Source organism: Kocuria sp. SM24M-10, from assembly GCF_001027955.1.
In the GTDB taxonomy this organism is placed as follows: Bacteria; Actinomycetota; Actinomycetes; order Actinomycetales; family Micrococcaceae; genus Kocuria; species Kocuria oceani.
Genome location: NZ_LDNX01000104.1, coordinates 1 through 15,658 on the forward strand (window position 1 = coordinate 1; position 15,658 = coordinate 15,658).

Genomic DNA, 15,658 nt, shown 5'->3' on the forward strand with positions numbered 1-15,658 from the left:
GCGGCGATGACCGCGGCGAGCGCCGGAGCCGCCGGGAGGCGGCCCCGGCAACGGGCGAGCGGCGCGGGGAGGCCCGGGAGACCGCCCGGGAGACCTCGGTGGAGCGCACCTCCGACGGCACCACCCGCCGGCGCCGGCGCCGCCGCGGCGGCCAGGGCGGCGGCGAGGCCCAGCGGGCGCAGAGCGGCACCGCCGCCGAGTGATCCCCTTCGTCTTCGACGCCGAGGGCCCCGACGCGGTGGTCGCCGCGGAGAACCTGGATCTCCTGCGGCGGCTGCCCGGCGGGGCCTTCCGCATGATCTACGTGGACCCGCCCTTCAACACGGGCCGCACCCAGCGCCGGCGCGCCGCCAGCATGACCCCCGCGGCGGACGGGGAGGGCGACCGGACCGGCTTCGCCGGGCGCTCGTACACGACGGTGCTGGGCGCGCTGCGCAGCTACGACGACGCGTTCGCCGACTACTGGGGCTTCCTGGAGCCGCGGCTGCGGGAGGCGTGGCGGGTGCTGGCCGACGACGGGACGCTCTACCTGCACCTGGACTACCGGGAGGTGCACTACGCCAAGGTCATGCTGGACGCGATCTTCGGTCGGGAGTGCTTCCTCAACGAGATCATCTGGGCCTACGACTACGGCGGGCGCTCCCGCCGCCGGTGGCCGGCCAAGCACGACAACGTCCTGGTCTACGTCAAGGACCCGGAGCGCTACCTGTTCGACAGCACCGAGGTGGACCGGGAGCCCTACATGGCCCCGGGGCTGGTGACCCCCGAGAAGGTGGAGCGGGGGAAGCTGCCCACGGACGTGTGGTGGCACACCATCGTCTCCCCCACCGGGCGGGAGAAGACCGGCTACCCCACCCAGAAACCGGTGGGCCTGGTGCGGCGGATGGTCGCGGCCAGCTCCGCGCGCGGGGACTGGGTGCTGGACTTCTTCGCCGGCTCCGGGACCCTCGGGGCCGCCGCCCAGCAGCTGGGCCGGCGGTTCGTGTGCGTGGACCGCAACCCGCAGGCGGTCGAGGTGATGCGCGAGCGCCTGCCGCACGCCGCCGTGCGCAGCTGAGCCGGCCGGCTCAGGGGTACCGGACCACCACGCCGGAGGTGGCCTGCTCCTCGATCCGCACGAGCGACTGCACCGACGTCAGGTTCTCCCCGAGGCGGTTGGGCTTGCCGGTGCCGTGGTAGTCGCTCGAGCCCGTCACCAGCAGGTCGTGCTCGGAGGCCATCTGCACCAGGCGCGCCCGGGCGTCGTCGGGGTTGTCCCGGTGGGCGACCTCCAGCCCGGCCAGGCCGGCGTCGATCATGGCCTCGAAGACCTCGGGGCCGACCACCCGGCCCCGGGCGGCCGCCAGCGGGTGCGCGAACACCGGGACCCCGCCGGCGGCGCGCACCAGGTGCACCGCCCGCACCGGGTCCGGGGCGTAGTGCGGGACGTAGTAGCGGGAGCGGCTGTGCAGCACCGAGGCGAAGGCGGCGCTGCGGTCCTCCACGACCCCGGCGGTGACCAGGGCGTCGGCGATGTGCGGGCGGCCCACCGTGGCGTCCTCGTGGACGTGGTCCAGGACCACGTCCCAGTCGATGGGGTAGTCCTCGGAGAGCAGCTCGACCATGCGCTGGGCGCGGGTGCGCCGGGAGCCGCGGGAGGACTCGACCTCGGCGAGCAGCGCGGGGTCCGCGGGATCGTGCAGATAGCTCAGCAGGTGCACGGAGATTCCGGTGCCCGTGGTGCAGGAGATCTCCATGCCGGGCACGAACGCGACCCCGAGGGCCACCGCCGCGTCCCCGGCCTCCTGCCACCCGGACGTGGTGTCGTGGTCGGTCAGCGCGAACACGTCCAGCCCCGCCGCGTGGGCGGCGCGGGCGACGTCCGCCGGACGCTCCGTGCCGTCGGATTCCGCCGAGTGGGTGTGCAGGTCGATCTTCACCCCCTCCACGATACCGGTCCCGGCGGGGACGGCCCGCGGTCCGCCGTGGCACGATGAGACGGACGAGACGAGGAAAGGAACCATGACAGAGCACAGCAGCACACCCCAGCACGCCGACCAGCCGCTCTCCGACCGGGTCGAGAACCGGTCGCAGCGGCCGGACTCCCCCGCCTTCCAGCAGTTCATGGCCTCCCAGTGGGCCGACCCGGAGCCGGCCGGGAGCCGGCGGGAGCCGGTGGCCGACTTCGCGGCCCGGCGCCGCCGGCGGATCTCCGAGCGGTTCCCGGGCGAGCGGCTCGTGCTGCCCGCCGGGCCGCTGGAGGTCCGCTCCAACGACACGGACTACCGCTTCCGCCCGCACTCCGCCTTCGCCCACCTCACGGGCCTGGGCGTGGACCACGAGCCGGACGCCGTCCTGGTGCTCGAGCCCGTGGAGGAGGGCCGCGGCGACGACGGCGGCGGGCACGAGGCCACCCTGTACTTCCACCCCATGGCCGGCCGCGACTCCAAGGAGTTCTACGCGGACGCCAAGAACGGCGAGTTCTGGGTGGGGCCCCGCCCCACCCTGGAGGAGCTGGGCACCGCCTACGGGCTGCGCACCCGGGACCTGGGCGGGCTCGAGGACGCCATCACCAAGAACGCGGGGCCGGCGGCCCTGGGCGGGGTGCGGATCCGCCTGGTGCGCGAGGTCGACCTCAACGTCGACGCCCTGGTCGACACCTCGCGGATCAACACCGGGGTGGAGCTGGAGAGCTCGGACGCCCTCGACGGCGAGCTCACCGAGGCGCTCTCCGAGCTGCGCCTGGTCAAGGACGAGCACGAGGTCGAGCAGCTGCGCGAGGCCGTGCACGCGACGATCGCCGGCTTCACCGACATCGTCCACGTGCTCCCCGCCGCCGCCGGCCACCGCCACCGCGGCGAGCGCATGGTCGAGGGCGCGTTCTTCGCCCGCGCCCGGACGGAGGGCAACGACCTCGGCTACGACACCATCGCGGCGTGCGGCAACAACGCCACCGTCCTGCACTGGATCCGCAACACCGGCCGGGTGATCCCCGGGGAGCTCATCCTGGTGGACGCGGGCGTGGAGGCCGATTCGCTCTACACCGCCGACATCACCCGCACCCTCCCGGTGAACGGGCGCTACACCGACGTCCAGCGGCGGATCTACCAGGCGGTCCTCGACGCCGCCGACGCCGCCTTCGACGCGGCGGTGCCGGGCAACCGCTTCCGCGACGTGCACGCCGCGGCCATGGAGGTGCTCGCCCGCCGGCTGGAGAGCTGGGGGCTGCTCCCCGTGTCCGCGGAGGTCTCGCTGTCCGCGGAGGGCCAGCACCACCGGCGCTGGATGCCCCACGGCACCAGCCACCACCTGGGCCTGGACGTGCACGACTGCGCGCAGGCCAAGCGGGAGCTGTACGTGGACGGGGTGATCGAGCCGGGGATGGTCTTCACGATCGAGCCCGGCCTCTACTTCAAGGCCGAGGACCTCGCCGTGCCGGAGGAGTACCGGGGCATCGGCGTGCGGATCGAGGACGACGTCCTGATCACCGAGGACGGCAACGTCAACCTCTCCTCGGGGCTGCCGCGCACCCCGGACGAGGTGGAGGCCTGGATGACGGGCCTGTGGCACGCCCGGGAGGGCGTCGACCCGAGCTGAGAGCCGCCGCCCACCGGCGGGAGGACGGGCCTGCCCCGCAGGAGGCCGCGCCTGACGGGCGGGCCGTCCCGCCCGTCAGCGGGAGGCGTCGGCCGAGGTGCTCCCGCCGGCGGACGGCTCACCCGGGCCGTCCTCCGGGCCCTTCTCCGGGGCGGCACCGTGCTCGGCCGGCCCGGCGTCGCGGCGGGCCGGCTCCCCGGCCGGGAGACGGATGCCGTACTGCGGCCGCCCGTCGGGGAGGTCCTCGAACCCGGCGGAGCGCCCGGGCACCGGCTCCTCGGGCCGCTGCCCGGGGGCAGGCCCCGCGGGGCCCTGTTGCCCGGGGCCCTGCTGCCCGGGCGTCTGGGGCCCGGCCCCCTGACCGGTCGGGGCGCCGTAGGCCGGGCGCTGCCACGGGGCCCCCGGTCCCGGCGGCTGCTGGCCGTGTGCAGGCCCCTGGCCGTGCACGGGGCCCCCCTGGCCGTGCGCGGGGGCCTGCGCGGGACCGGGCCGGGAGGACCCGCCGAGCGGCAGGCTCTGCAGCCCGCGCAGCCCCTGCAGCACCTGCCGGGCGCGCTGGGCCACCTCCGGGGCGGCCACGACGTCGTAGGAGGTGGCGACGATCTGGTTGGTGGAGGTGAAGTCCCGCTTGCCGCGCTGCATCGCGTAGGTCACCGTGGCCAGCAGCATCCAGAACGCCCCGCCGAGCAGCACCGACACCAGCAGGGAGGACACCCACTCGCCGCCGCCGAGCAGGGAGAGGATCATCCCGAGGAAGGCGCCGAAGACCATGCCGTTGAGCGCGCCCTGGCCGGCGACCTTCGGATAGCTCAGCCGGCCGGTGACCTGCTCCACGGACTTCAGGTCGTTGCCGACGATCGCGATCCGGTCCACCTCGAACTGCTCGTCCGCGAGGTGGTCCACGGCCTTCTGGGCGTCGGCGTAGGTGCCGTAGCGGCCGATCACCTCCCCGCGGGGCAGGCCGCGGACGGCGGGGCTGGCGGGGGGCAGGGACCGTGGCGTGCTCATGGCCCCATTCTCCCCCATGCCCGGCTCCTTCCGGGTCCTCCCCCGGCCGGACCGGGCCCCTCGGGCCGATGGGTAGTCTTGTACGGTGAGCAGCAACATCGACAAGATCTTCATCGCGCGCCTGATCGGCCTCGACGTGTTCGACCCCCTGGGGGACCGTCTGGGGCGGCTGCGCGATGTCGTCGTGCTGATGCGCGGGAGCTCCCGGTACGGGCGCTCCTCCCGCCGCCCGCTCGTGGTGGGGCTCGTGGTGGAGGTCCTCGGCAAGAAGCGCGTGTTCGTGCCCATGACCCGGGTGACCAGCATCGACGCGGAGAAGATCATCAGCACCGGGCTCGTCAACCTGCGCCGCTTCGAGCAGCGCGGCGCGGAGACCCTGGCCATCGGCGAGGTCTTCGACCGCACCGTGGTGCTGCGCGACGGCTCCGGTGAGGCCACCATCGAGGACATGGCCATGGAGCGCAAGCGCAACACCGGGGACTGGCTGATCACCCAGCTCTTCGTCCGGCGCACCGGCACCGGCGGCGGCCTGATGCGCCGGCGCAACGAGACGCTGATCATCGACTGGGAGGACGCCGGGGACCCCTCCGCCGCGGGCCACCAGCCGGCCACCCAGTGGGTCGCCACCCACGAGGAGCAGCAGCCCGCCGACCTCGCCGACGAGATCCACGACATGTCGGCCAAGCGCAAGCTCGAGATCGCGCACGAGCTGCAGGACGACCGGCTCGCCGACGTCCTCGAGGAGCTCCCGGAGGAGGACCAGGTCTACATCCTCACCAACATGGCGCGGGACCGCGCGGCCACGGTGCTCGAGGAGATGGAGCCCGACGACGCCGCCGACCTGCTCAACGAGCTGCCCGACGCCCAGGCCGAGGAGCTGCTGGCCCTCATGCAGCCCGAGGACGCCGAGGACGTCCGGCGCCTGCTGGAGTACGAGGAGGGCACGGCCGGCTCGCTGATGACCCCCGTGCCGATCATCCTGCCGCCGGAGGCCACGGTCGCCGAGGCCCTCGCGCACATCCGGCAGGAGGAGCTCAGCCCCGCGGTCGCGGCGGCCGTGATCGTCTCCCGGCCGCCGCTGGAGACGCCCACCGGCAAGTACCTCGGCATGGTGCACACCCAGAAGCTGCTGCGCTACCCGCCGCCCGAGGCCGTGGGCAACCTCATCGACCGCTCGCTCGAGCCGGTCTCCGACCTCGCCTCGCTGCAGGACGTCGCCCGCGAGCTGGCGACCTACGACCTGACCATCATCCCCGTGGTCAACGACCACGACCGGGTGGTCGGGGCGATCACGATCGACGACGTCCTCGACGCCCTGCTGCCCGAGGACTGGCGCACCGCCGACGACGGCACCCCGATCCGGAAGGTGGGCAAGCGATATGAGTGAGCGGGAGGCCCGGCGCGCCCGCGTCAACGCCCTGGACCAGCCCCGGGAGCACCGCCCCGGGCTGCTGGACCGGTTCCGGCCGAACCCGGACGCGTTCGGCAAGTGGACGGAGGGCTTCGCCCGCTTCATGGGCACGCCCCAGTTCCTGTTCTGGATGACCGTGCTGGTGACGGTGTGGCTGGGCTGGAACACCCTCGCCCCGCTGGAGCTGCAGTTCGACTCCCGGGCCCTGAACTTCACCCTGCTGACGCTGATGCTCTCCCTGCAGGCCTCCTACGCCGCGCCGCTGCTGCTGCTGGCGCAGAACCGGCAGGACGACCGGGACCGGGTGACCCAGGAGGAGGACCGGCGCCGCGCGCAGCAGAACCTCGCCGACACCGAGTACCTGACCCGGGAGATCGCGTCGCTGCGGATCGCGCTGCGCGAGGTCGCCACCCGCGACTTCGTGCGCTCCGAGCTGCGCTCGGTGCTCGAGGACCTCCTCGAGGCGCAGGAGGAGGCGCCGGACGCCGACGAGCCGTCCGCCCACCCGCGGAAGAGCCCCCGCCGCCGGAGCAGGAGCCTCGACCGCCCCGCCGCCCCCGAGACCAGAGGAATCCCGCGTGTCTGACCCCCGTGCCGACGACGTCCTGGCCCCCGAGGCCCTGAACCCCGCACTCCGTGCGGCGCTGGACCGCGTGCTCGACCCGGAGCTGCGCCGGCCCGTGACCGAGCTCGGGATGATCCGCTCCGCCGCCCTCGACGACGCCGGCCGCGCCGCGGTGCACGTGCTGCTGACGATCAGCGGCTGCCCCCTGCGCTCGACCATCGAGCACGACGTCCGGGAGGCCGTCTCGACCGTGGCGGGGGTGCGCTCCGTGACCGTGGAGGTCGGGGTGATGACGCCCGAGCAGCGCTCCGCGCTCAAGGAGCGGGTGGGCCACACCCGGACCGTGCCCTTCAACGACCCGTCCTCCCTGACCCGGGTGCACGCCGTGACCAGCGGCAAGGGCGGGGTCGGCAAGTCGACCGTCACCGTGAACCTCGCCGCCGCGCTGGCCGCCCGGGGCCGGTCCGTGGGGATCGTGGACGCGGACGTCCACGGCTTCTCCGTCCCGGGCCTGCTGGGCATCGACCGGTCCCCCACCCAGGTGGGGGACATGATCCTGCCCCCGGTGGTGGAGGTCCCCGAGGCGGCCCGGCAGGACACCGGCCGCGCCGGGGTGCTCAAGGTCATCTCGATCGGGATGTTCGTGGACCCGGACCAGCCGGTCGCCTGGCGCGGGCCGATGCTGCACCGGGCGGTCGAGCAGTTCCTCACGGACGTGCACTTCGGGGACCTGGACCACCTCTTCCTCGACCTCCCGCCGGGCACCGGGGACGTCGCGATCTCCGTGGCCCAACTGCTGCCCACCGCCGAGGTGCTGGTCGTCTCCACCCCCCAGCAGGCCGCGGTCGAGGTCGCCGAGCGCTCCGGGGCGCTGGCCGTGCAGACCGGGCAGACGGTGGCCGGGGTGGTCGAGAACATGGCCGGCATGCCCATGCCGGACGGCAGCGTGCTCGAGCTCTTCGGGGCCGGCGGCGGCGCCCGGATCGCGGAGTCGCTGACCCGCCGGCTCGGCTACGAGGTGCCGCTGCTCGGGGGCGTGCCCCTCGACGTCGCCCTCCGGGAGGGCGGGGACGCGGGCCGGCCGGTGGTGTGGTCGGCCCCGGACTCCCCTGCGGCGGCGGCGCTGCGCTCGGTGGCCGACGTGCTGGGCTCCCGGCCGCTCGGGCTGGCCGGCCGGCCGCTGGGCCTCGGCCCCCGCTGACGGGGCCGCTGACCGGTTCCCACCGGGCGGTCACCGTCGCCCGGTCCTCGGGGACGGGCGGCTCAGGTCGCCTCGGTGTCGAAGGGGGCGGGCTCCCCGGGGGCCAGCCGGGTCAGCGAGGACCGGGGGCGCTGCGGGGCGGGGCGGACCGGCTCGTCGTCCTCCAGCAGCGCCTGGCGCACGATGGTGCGGGGGTCGTACTGGCGGGGATCCAGCCGGCGCCAGTCGACGTCGGCGATCTCGGGCCCCAGGGTCTCCTTGAGCTCCTCCGTGGCACCGGTGGCGTAGCGCTTGGCCGCCTTGACGAGCTCCTTGAGCTTCTCCGCGTACTCCGGCAGCCGCTCCGGCCCGATGATGAACAGGGCAAGGAGCACCAGGATGATCGCTTCGCCGCCGTTGATGCCGAGCACAGGATGACATTTTACCAGCCGGGAGGAGCCGGACGGGTCAGCCGAAGATCCTGCGCAGGCCGGCGGCCACCGTCTCGGCGACGCCGGGGTCCTTCGCGACCGGCTCCGCCACCCGGCTGAGCTCGTCGGCCAGCACGTGGTGGACGGTGCGGGCCATCGAGGAAGGTCCGCTGCCCCCGGTGACGGTGTACACCACGTCCTCGCCCACCAGCACCACCCGCCACGGCGGACCGGCGTCGAGCCAGAGCGGGACGCCCTCGACCGGGGAGGGCCGGAGCCCCTCGGCGCTCACGGGCAGCCCGGTGATCCCGTCCATGGGATTTCCCCGGTCGACCCGGCCGCGCTGCTCGACCACGACGACGAGCTCCTCCCCGCGCTGCAGCCGCACCTCCACGACCGGGTGGCCGGAACGGGTGTCGCGGGCCATGGAGAGCACCTGGTAGCCGTCCGAGGCGAGGGTGGGCAGCGTCCAGCCCTCCGCGCGCCAGCGGTCCGCGGACGCCTCGTCCGCGTGCACGACCCCGCCGGTGCCGTGCCACGCCGAGACCGGGGCCTGCTCCGCGGCGCCCGTGGACGCCGCGGACTCCGCCACGACGGTGCGCCCGACCGCGTAGCCCGAGCCCAGCAGCAGGGTGAGCACGGCGCTGACGGTCGCAGCGGCCACCGGCACCGCGTTGCTGCGGGGACGGGACGGCACCGGGCCGGGGCGGTCCGGGCGGGGCATCGGGCCTCCTTCGTGCGGGCGCTGGTGGGCGGGGCCGGGCGCGGGGCGCGGCGTCGGTCCCATGATCGGCGGGCAAGCTGGACGCGGACTGGACGATGGCCGGGCGCGGGGACCCAGCCGGTAGGATGACGCGCATTGACCACAGCGACGAAGGGCGGAACATGGGCGCGGACAAGACGACGAGCTGGTCGTACGCCGAGGCGTTCGCCGTGGAGGACGAGCTCGCCTACCGCGCCCGGGAGCGGTCCCTCGCCCTGCGCATCCCGCCGGTCACCCCGGGCACGGCCGCCGCCCTGACGGTGCTCGCCGCGTCGGCGCGGCCCGCCACCGTCGTGGAGGTGGGCACGGGGGCGGGGGTCTCCGGGCTCGCGCTGCTGCGCGGGCTGCCGGCCACGTCCGTGCTGACGACCATCGACACCGACATCCGGGCCCTGCGCGCGGCCCGGGACACGTTCCGGGAGGCCGGGGTGCCGACGAGCCGGACCCGCACCATCCCCGGCCGCGCCTCCCTGGTGATGCCCCGGCTCAGCGCCGGGGCCTACGACCTCGTGTTCCTCGACGCGGACTCCGAGGGGACCCTGGGCTACGCCGAGGAGGCGGTGCGGCTGCTGCGGCCGGGCGGGATGCTGGTGGTCAACGACGCCCTGCACCAGGACAAGGTGGCGCAGCCGGCCAACCGCGAGGAGAACACCCGGACCATGCGGGCCGTGCACCGGCTGTTCCGGGACGACGAGCGCTTCAGCACCGCGCTGCTGACCACCGGCTCGGGCCTGCTCCTCGCCGTCCGCCGCTGAGGCGGGCCCCCGGGACGGAGCCTCCCGTCAGCAACCGCACAGGACGGGACCGCAGCACGGCGGAGGGCCCGGCACCACGGGGTGCCGGGCCCTCCGCTGTCGCGGGCGGGACGTCACTCGGTCACGCCGGCCAGGCACTCCTTGAGCTCCGCGGCCTCGCCCGGCTTCAGCTCGACCACGAGCCGGCCGCCACCCTCGAGCGGCACGCGCATGATGAGGCTGCGCCCCTCCTTGGTGACCTCCATCGGTCCGTCACCGGTTCTCGGCTTCATGGCCGCCATGTGGGAACTCCTCTTCCTCAGTTGGTGTTGCACCCATCCTATCCGAGCCGTCACGGTGGGCCCGGACGGCACGGGACCGGGGCGGCGCGCGTCGGCGCGGCCCCGGGAACGGCTCACGGCGGGTAGTCCCCGCCCCCGGGCAGCTGCTTCCAGTGCCACAGCCAGCCCACCCAGACCAGCTGGAGCACGGCGCCGAAGAGCACGCACGCGACCCGGTAGGCGCGCGAGTCCGAGACCGCCGCCAGCGGCAGGGCGAGCGGGAACAGCGGCAGCAGCAGCCGGAAGGTGCTGGTCTGCGGGTGCAGGAACAGCAGCAGGTACACGGCGTAGCTCGCCAGCCACACCCGGGTGAGCAGGTCCAGCCGCTCGCGCACCACCCGCGAGCGCAGCACGAGGACACCGCCTGCCACCAGCAGCACCGGGGCGACGAGTCCGGCGACCGGGCCGAAGAGGTCCGTCCCGGTGTCGAACCACGGGACCACCGGCACCAGTCCTCCGCCCCGCCAGGCCGTCTCCGTCTCCGTGTACGCCGTCGGCTCCCCGGTGGCCCACCAGGCGATCGCCGGCCAGGCCAGCGCGGCGGCGCAGGACAGGACCGCGAGGGCGAACAGCCCGTCGAACGCGTCGGCCGCCCGGTGCAGCTGCCCGGCCCGGCGCCGGGCCACGGTCCGCACGAGCCAGGTGATCCCGAGGGCGGCCGCGAAGGGCACCCCCGCGGGGCGGGTCAGGCACATGACGAGCACCACCGGCGCCGCCGCGAGATGCCGGCCCCGGGACACCAGCAGCAGGGCCCCGGCCAGCAGCGCCAGGTGCAGCGACTCGGCGTAGGGCACCTGCAGCACCGGGGCCACCGGGTTGAACGCCACGAACGCCAGCCCCCACAGGGCCGTGTCCGGGGCGGCGAACCGGAGGAAGAGCCGGTGGACGAGCAGCGCCGCGCCGAATCCCGCCGCCAGGGACACCGCCGAGGCCGCGGCGTCCCAGCCGGCGCCGGTGAGTCCCGTCACCGCCCGCACGAGCAGCGGGAAGACCGGGTAGAACGCCCAGGCGTTCTCCTGGGCGCGCCCGGCCTCGTCCCGCGGCACGGACCCCGGGTAGCCCTCCCGGGCGATCCGCTCGTACCAGTCCGAGTCCCAGATGCCGGTGAACGCCAGGTAGCCCAGTGCGCCGTCCCCCCACGGGCCGGGGCCCTGCTGACGCCCCACCGTGGTGAACACGGCCCACGCCCACACCCGGGAGGCCGCCCAGACGAGCGCGGCCTGGGCCCACCAGGGGGCGGCGGCCAGGCGGGAGCTCACGCTCCCCGCGCCGGATCGGGTCCGGGGTCCCGGGCCGGCAGCTGCCGGGCGAGGCGGTCGAGCACGGCGTGCACCTCCCCGGGGTCGTAGCCGCGGCGCCGGACGGAGAAGGCGATCCGCCCGACGTCCTCCCGCGTCAGCACCTCGGGCAGCACGAGAGGGGCGTCCGGGGCGCGCTCGGGCCGGATCCCGTCCCGGGCGGGAGCGGTCCAGGCGGAGAGCCGGTCGCGGCCGAGCAGGAGGACGCCCCCGACGGTCAGCAGCAGCACCAGGCCGGTCAGCACCACGAAGATTTCGGTCATGGCACCAGGCTATGCGCCGGCCTCCGGGCGCCCGGCAGCTGCGCGGCCGCCCGGGCGCGAAACATTCCTACGGATCGGTACGCATTTAACGCGGCCGCAACGTGTTCGCCATCACACGGACGAAATCTGGGATATCTTTCCGGTATGTCACACGCCACTCCGCCGGCCGCCGCACCGTCCGCCGCCGCGCCCGGCACGGGCGAGGCCCTGGTCCGCATGTCGCACGTCAACAAGCACTTCGGGGACCTCCACGTGCTCCGGGACATCAACCTGGAGGTGCGCCGCGGCGAGGTCGTCGTGGTGATCGGCCCGTCCGGGTCCGGCAAGTCGACCCTGTGCCGCGCGATCAACCGGCTCGAGAGCATCGACGACGGCGAGATCCTCATCGACGGCAAGCAGCTGCCCGAGGAGGGCAAGGCCCTCGCCCGGCTGCGTGCGGACGTGGGCATGGTCTTCCAGTCCTTCAACCTCTTCGCCCACAAGTCGGTCCTGCAGAACGTGACCCTCGGGCCGGTCAAGGTCCGCGGCCGCTCGGCGGGCGAGGCGAAGAAGCAGGCCATGGAGCTGCTGACCCGGGTGGGCGTGGCGAACCAGGCCGAGAAGCTGCCGGCCCAGCTCTCCGGGGGCCAGCAGCAGCGCGTGGCGATCGCCCGCGCCCTGGCCATGGAGCCGAAGGTCATGCTGTTCGACGAGCCGACCTCCGCTCTGGACCCCGAGATGATCAACGAGGTGCTCGACACCATGGTCGCGCTGGCGAAGCAGGGCATGACGATGATCGTGGTGACCCACGAGATGGGCTTCGCCCGCAAGGCCGCCGACCGCGTCGTGTTCATGGCCGACGGGCAGATCGTCGAGGAGAACACTCCCGAGGAGTTCTTCACCAATCCGCGCTCCGCCCGCGCCCAGGACTTCCTGGGCAAGATCCTCGGCCACTGACCGTCCACCCGTCCCTCCGACCGAACGCCACCACCCCGACTGCAAGGAGCAGACCATGCGCAACACCAAGCCCCTCGGACTCGCCGCGATGGCCGCGGCCGCGGCCCTGACCCTCACCGCGTGCGGCGGCGGGGAGGAGCAGGCCGGCGGCGGGGAGACCGGCGGGTCCGGCGAGTCCGTCCGGATCGGCATCAAGTACGACCAGCCGGGCCTGGGCTTCCGGGACGGCGACGAGTACACCGGCTTCGACGTCGACGTCGCGACGTACGTCGCCAACGAGCTCGGCTACTCGGAGGACCAGATCGAGTGGGTGGAGTCCCCCTCGGCCAACCGCGAGAACATGCTCGCCAACGACCAGGTGGACATGATCTTCGCGACCTACTCGATCACCGACGAGCGCGACCAGACCGTGGACTTCGCCGGCCCCTACTTCGTGGCCGGCCAGGACCTGCTCGTGCGCGCCGAGGACAACAGCATCCAGGGCCCCGCCGACCTCGAGGGCAAGAACCTGTGCTCGGTGACGGGCTCGACCTCCGCGCAGCGGGTCAAGGAGGACCAGCCCGGCGCCAACCTCGTCGAGCAGCCCGGCTACGCCGACTGCCTCACCGCCCTGGAGTCCGGCCAGGTGGACGCCGTGACCACGGACGACATCATCCTCGCGGGCCTGGCCGCGACCGACGCCAACCAGGGCAAGTTCAAGGTGGTGGGCAACACCTTCTCCGAGGAGCGCTACGGCGTGGGCCTGCCCCAGGGCTCCGACCAGTGCGAGGCCGTCAACGAGGCCATCACCAAGATGATCGACGAGGGCGCCTGGGAGGAGGCGGTCACCGCCAACACGGAGGGGGCCGACTACTCGTACAACGAGGAGCTCAACCCGCCGGAGATGGAGCCCTGCGGCGAGTGACACCGGACGCGCAGGTCCCGTGGCCGGACCGGCCGGCCACGGGACCTGCGCCCCCGCAGCACACCGACCGATCCACGACGAAGGGCCCTCGCGTGACCCAGCACCACCCCGATCCCCGGGAGCTCCCGTGAGCGACTACCTGGCCGACTTCGCCAGCCTGTTCGAGCAGTACGACGTCCTCGCCGCCTTCTGGGTCAACCTCCGGCTGACCTTCTGGGCCGCGATCGGCTCGGCGGTCCTCGGCGGGCTGATCGCGCTGATGCGCATCTCCCCCATCGCGTCGCTGCGGCTGCTGGGCACCGGGTACGTGAACCTGTTCCGCAACACGCCGCTGACCATCATCCTCGTCTTCCTGGTCCTCGGCGTGTGGAGCCAGCTGGGGATCAACCTCTCCGGCGACTTCAACCAGAACTTCTTCAACTGGGCGGTCATCGGCCTGAGCCTCTACCACGCGGCCTTCGTCTGCGAGGCCATCCGCTCCGGGGTCAACACCGTCCCGGTCGGCCAGGCCGAGGCGGCCCGGGCCATCGGCCTGTCCTTCCTGCCCGCCGCCCGGCTGATCATCTTCCCGCAGGCGTTGCGGGGGGCCGTCACGCCGCTCGGCAACACCCTGATCGCCCTGACGAAGAACACGACGGTGGCCGCGGCCGCGTCGGTCACCGAGATCTCCTCGCTCATGAAGACCATGATCGAGTTCCGCCCGGACGTGATCATCGCGATCTTCCTGGTGGTCGCCCTCGGCTTCGTCCTCATCGTGGTCCCGGTGGGCCTGCTCACCACCTGGGCCTCCCGGAAGCTGGCGGTGAAGCGCTGATGGCCGTGACCCAGAACGTCCTCTTCGACGTCCAAGGACCCCGCGGCCGGCGGATCAGCGCGGCGCTGAACGTGCTCGGCGTGCTGCTCGCGGCGGCCCTCGCCTGGATCGTGCTGAGCGAGCTGGCCGAGAAGGGCCAGCTCGACGCCGCGAAGTGGAGCCCCCTGCTGACCGCCCGCACGTGGGAGAACTTCCTGCTCCCGGGACTGTGGGACACCATCCGGCTGTCCGTGACGGTGACCATGCTCTCCGTCGTCTTCGGCCTGGTCTTCGGGCTCGGCCGGCTCTCCCAGCTCGGTCCCGTCCGGTGGGTCTCCACCGTGGTCGTGGAGTTCTTCCGCGCCGTCCCGGTGCTCGTGATGATGATCTTCTTCTACCTGGGCATCGGCCGAGCCGGGCTGGTCGAGCCGTCCAACGTCCCCTTCTGGGCGGTGGTCCTCGGCCTGATGTTCTACAACGGGTCCGTGATCGCCGAGCTGATCCGCTCCGGCGTCCACCAGCTGCCCAAGGGGCAGCGGGAGGCCGGGCTCGTCATCGGGCTCACCCCGGCCCGCTCGCTGCGCCTGATCGAGCTCCCCCAGGCGCTGACGGCCATGCTGCCCTCGCTGGTCAGCCAGTTCGTGGTCATCCTCAAGGACACGGCCCTGGGCTACATCATCACCTACCCGGAGCTGCTGGCCAGCGGGCGGCGCCTGGGCTCCGGGGACGGCAACATCCTCCAGACGCTGTTCGTCGTGGCCCTGGTCTTCGTGCTGATCAACAAGCCGGCCGAGGGCCCCCTCGCCGCCGAGGAGGCCACCGTCTGAGCCTGCCGCTCAGTCGGTGAGCCAGGCGGCGAGGGCCCGGTAGCACTCCCGCACGGCCTCGGCGCTCACGTGCTCGTCGTCGGTGTGCGCGAGCAGGGCGTCGCCAGGACCGAAGTTCACCGCCGGCACGCCCATCGCGGAGAAGCGGGCCACGTCGGTCCAGCCGTACTTCGGCTTGGGCTCCTGGCCCACCGCGGCCACGAACGCCGCGGCGGCGGGGCGGTCCAGGCCGGGGCGGGCCGCGGCCGAGAGGTCGGTGAACTCCAGCTCGTAGCCGGCGAAGACCTCCCGGACGTGGGCGACGGCCTGCTCCGGGGTCTTGTCCGGGGCGAAGCGGTAGTTGATCTCCACGTGGGCGGTGTCGGGGACGACGTTGCCGGCCACGCCGCCGCCGATCCCGGTCGCGTTGAGGCCCTCCCGGTAGTCGAGGCCCTCCACGGTGATCGTCCGCGGGGTGTAGGCGGCCAGGCGGGCCAGGACGTCGGCCTGCTTGTGGATGGCGTTCTCCCCGATCCAGGACCGCCCCGAGTGGGCCGCGCGCCCGGTGGTGGTGATCCGGAAGCGCATCGTGCCGTTGCAGCCGCCCTCCACCGTCCCGTCCGTGGGCTCGAGGAGCACCGCGAAGTCC

The 15,658-nt window shown here is 73.7% G+C and carries 18 protein-coding genes and 1 pseudogene; 11 read left to right on the forward strand and 8 right to left on the reverse strand.

Annotated features, from left to right (window positions below; genetic code table 11):
• Together ABL57_RS22345 and ABL57_RS11960 are read left to right on the forward strand one after the other, a co-directional pair.
• Nucleotides 1–203 (forward strand): annotated as a pseudogene (locus tag ABL57_RS22345) (ATP-dependent helicase); the annotation flags it as partial.
• Complete coding sequence (locus tag ABL57_RS11960) at nt 200–1,057, forward strand: site-specific DNA-methyltransferase (protein WP_047803706.1); 858 nt, start codon at nt 200–202, stop codon at nt 1,055–1,057. The pseudogene ABL57_RS22345 and the gene ABL57_RS11960, both read left to right, overlap by 4 nt.
• Nucleotides 1,058–1,067: 10 nt before the next feature.
• Here ABL57_RS11960 and ABL57_RS11965 read toward each other — a convergent pair whose 3' ends face one another.
• Complete coding sequence (locus ABL57_RS11965; RefSeq protein WP_047803719.1) at nt 1,068–1,919, reverse strand: PHP domain-containing protein; 852 nt, start codon at nt 1,917–1,919, stop codon at nt 1,068–1,070.
• An 82-nt stretch (nt 1,920–2,001) separates the two neighbouring features.
• Between ABL57_RS11965 and ABL57_RS11970 the strand changes: the two genes are divergently transcribed.
• Nucleotides 2,002–3,576 carry an aminopeptidase P family protein gene (locus ABL57_RS11970; protein ID WP_047803707.1) on the forward strand — a complete coding sequence of 525 codons (1,575 nt, stop codon included), beginning with the start codon at nt 2,002–2,004 and terminating at the stop codon, nt 3,574–3,576.
• Nucleotides 3,577–3,651: 75 nt separating this feature from the next.
• Here ABL57_RS11970 and ABL57_RS11975 read toward each other — a convergent pair whose 3' ends face one another.
• On the reverse strand, nt 3,652–4,584 hold the full coding sequence (locus tag ABL57_RS11975) for a general stress protein (protein ID WP_053004935.1): 933 nt from the start codon (nt 4,582–4,584) through the stop codon (nt 3,652–3,654).
• 85 nt (nt 4,585–4,669) lie between these two features.
• On the opposite strand from ABL57_RS11975, the gene ABL57_RS11980 reads away from it, so the two are divergent.
• The 3 genes from ABL57_RS11980 to ABL57_RS11990 are packed head-to-tail and all read left to right on the forward strand — an operon-like array spanning nt 4,670 to nt 7,761.
• The gene (locus ABL57_RS11980; RefSeq protein ID WP_047803709.1) at nt 4,670–5,971 is read left to right on the forward strand and encodes a magnesium transporter MgtE N-terminal domain-containing protein; all 1,302 of its coding nucleotides are present in this window, start codon (nt 4,670–4,672) and stop codon (nt 5,969–5,971) included.
• Entirely contained in the window at nt 5,964–6,581 is a 618-nt protein-coding gene (locus ABL57_RS11985; protein ID WP_047803710.1) for a DUF1003 domain-containing protein, read from the forward strand. Before ABL57_RS11980 ends, ABL57_RS11985 begins: the two co-directional genes overlap by 8 nt.
• Nucleotides 6,574–7,761: an Mrp/NBP35 family ATP-binding protein gene (locus ABL57_RS11990; RefSeq protein WP_082157416.1), complete on the forward strand. Its 1,188-nt coding sequence runs from the start codon at nt 6,574–6,576 to the stop codon at nt 7,759–7,761. Before ABL57_RS11985 ends, ABL57_RS11990 begins: the two co-directional genes overlap by 8 nt.
• A gap of 62 nt (nt 7,762–7,823) precedes the next feature.
• Here ABL57_RS11990 and ABL57_RS11995 read toward each other — a convergent pair whose 3' ends face one another.
• Together ABL57_RS11995 and ABL57_RS12000 are read right to left on the reverse strand one after the other, a co-directional pair.
• Entirely contained in the window at nt 7,824–8,171 is a 348-nt protein-coding gene (locus ABL57_RS11995) for a preprotein translocase subunit TatA (protein WP_047803711.1), read from the reverse strand.
• A 37-nt stretch (nt 8,172–8,208) separates the two neighbouring features.
• Nucleotides 8,209–8,895, reverse strand: coding sequence for a hypothetical protein (locus ABL57_RS12000; RefSeq protein WP_047803712.1), 687 nt, complete (start codon nt 8,893–8,895; stop codon nt 8,209–8,211).
• 161 nt (nt 8,896–9,056) lie between these two features.
• On the opposite strand from ABL57_RS12000, the gene ABL57_RS12005 reads away from it, so the two are divergent.
• Entirely contained in the window at nt 9,057–9,689 is a 633-nt protein-coding gene (locus ABL57_RS12005) for an O-methyltransferase (RefSeq protein WP_047803713.1), read from the forward strand.
• 113 nt (nt 9,690–9,802) lie between these two features.
• On the opposite strand, the gene ABL57_RS21305 is transcribed toward ABL57_RS12005, so the two are convergent.
• From ABL57_RS21305 to ABL57_RS22705, 3 genes are all read right to left on the reverse strand, one after another.
• Nucleotides 9,803–9,970 (reverse strand): DUF3117 domain-containing protein, encoded by a 168-nt coding sequence (locus ABL57_RS21305; protein WP_075872508.1) that lies wholly within the window; start codon nt 9,968–9,970, stop codon nt 9,803–9,805.
• Between the two features lie 113 nt (nt 9,971–10,083).
• Nucleotides 10,084–11,268: a hypothetical protein gene (locus ABL57_RS12010; protein ID WP_238986046.1), complete on the reverse strand. Its 1,185-nt coding sequence runs from the start codon at nt 11,266–11,268 to the stop codon at nt 10,084–10,086.
• Nucleotides 11,265–11,570 carry a DivIVA domain-containing protein gene (locus ABL57_RS22705; protein ID WP_047803714.1) on the reverse strand — a complete coding sequence of 102 codons (306 nt, stop codon included), beginning with the start codon at nt 11,568–11,570 and terminating at the stop codon, nt 11,265–11,267. Before ABL57_RS22705 ends, ABL57_RS12010 begins: the two co-directional genes overlap by 4 nt.
• A gap of 216 nt (nt 11,571–11,786) precedes the next feature.
• Between ABL57_RS22705 and ABL57_RS12020 the strand changes: the two genes are divergently transcribed.
• From ABL57_RS12020 to ABL57_RS12035, 4 genes are all read left to right on the forward strand, one after another.
• A complete protein-coding gene (locus ABL57_RS12020; RefSeq protein ID WP_369821415.1) occupies nt 11,787–12,506 on the forward strand; it encodes an amino acid ABC transporter ATP-binding protein in 720 nt (239 codons plus the stop codon).
• 55 nt (nt 12,507–12,561) lie between these two features.
• Nucleotides 12,562–13,410, forward strand: a complete 849-nt coding sequence (locus ABL57_RS12025) for a glutamate ABC transporter substrate-binding protein (RefSeq protein ID WP_047803716.1) — start codon at nt 12,562–12,564, stop codon at nt 13,408–13,410.
• 127 nt (nt 13,411–13,537) lie between these two features.
• Nucleotides 13,538–14,224, forward strand: a complete 687-nt coding sequence (locus tag ABL57_RS12030) for an amino acid ABC transporter permease (protein WP_047803717.1) — start codon at nt 13,538–13,540, stop codon at nt 14,222–14,224.
• Complete coding sequence (locus ABL57_RS12035; RefSeq protein WP_047803722.1) at nt 14,224–15,030, forward strand: amino acid ABC transporter permease; 807 nt, start codon at nt 14,224–14,226, stop codon at nt 15,028–15,030. Before ABL57_RS12030 ends, ABL57_RS12035 begins: the two co-directional genes overlap by 1 nt.
• Nucleotides 15,031–15,039: 9 nt before the next feature.
• Here the strand turns inward: ABL57_RS12035 and dapE are convergent.
• Nucleotides 15,040–15,658 (reverse strand): succinyl-diaminopimelate desuccinylase (gene dapE / locus ABL57_RS12040; protein ID WP_047803718.1); only part of this gene is annotated, 619 nt, incomplete at its 5' end.